The sequence below is a fragment of the Mesorhizobium sp. M8A.F.Ca.ET.207.01.1.1 genome (genome assembly GCF_004794715.1).
Taxonomy (GTDB): domain Bacteria; phylum Pseudomonadota; class Alphaproteobacteria; order Rhizobiales; family Rhizobiaceae; genus Mesorhizobium.
In genome coordinates this window covers 1-294 of the sequence record NZ_SRUS01000505.1, presented here as the reverse complement: position 1 = coordinate 294, position 294 = coordinate 1, and the positions used below count along the sequence as shown (strand labels likewise).

The 294-nt window shown below is 64.6% G+C and carries 1 protein-coding gene; it reads left to right on the top strand.

Features of this window, described 5'->3' with window-relative positions:
- Positions 1-35: 35 nt before the first annotated feature.
- Positions 36-294: GMC family oxidoreductase N-terminal domain-containing protein (locus EN850_RS35580; RefSeq protein ID WP_246689337.1), on the top strand; the 259-nt coding region annotated here is incomplete at its 3' end.

Genomic DNA, 294 nt, shown 5'->3' with positions numbered 1-294 from the left:
CGCGGATCAAGAAGGCCTTTGGCGGAACGCGGCACATGATCCACTCGCGCACGGCCAACATCACCCAGCCGATGCCCGAGCAGGGGCGCGTGAACTGCCAGTACCGCAACAAGTGCATCCTGGGCTGTCCCTTCGGTGCCTACTTCTCGACCCAGTCGGCGACGCTGCCGGCGGCGATGAAGACCGGCAACCTAACGCTGCGGCCGTTCTCGATCGTCAAGGAAGTGCTCTACGACAAGGACCGCAAGCGTGCGCGTGGCGTGGAGGTGATCGACGCCGAAACCGGGCAGACCT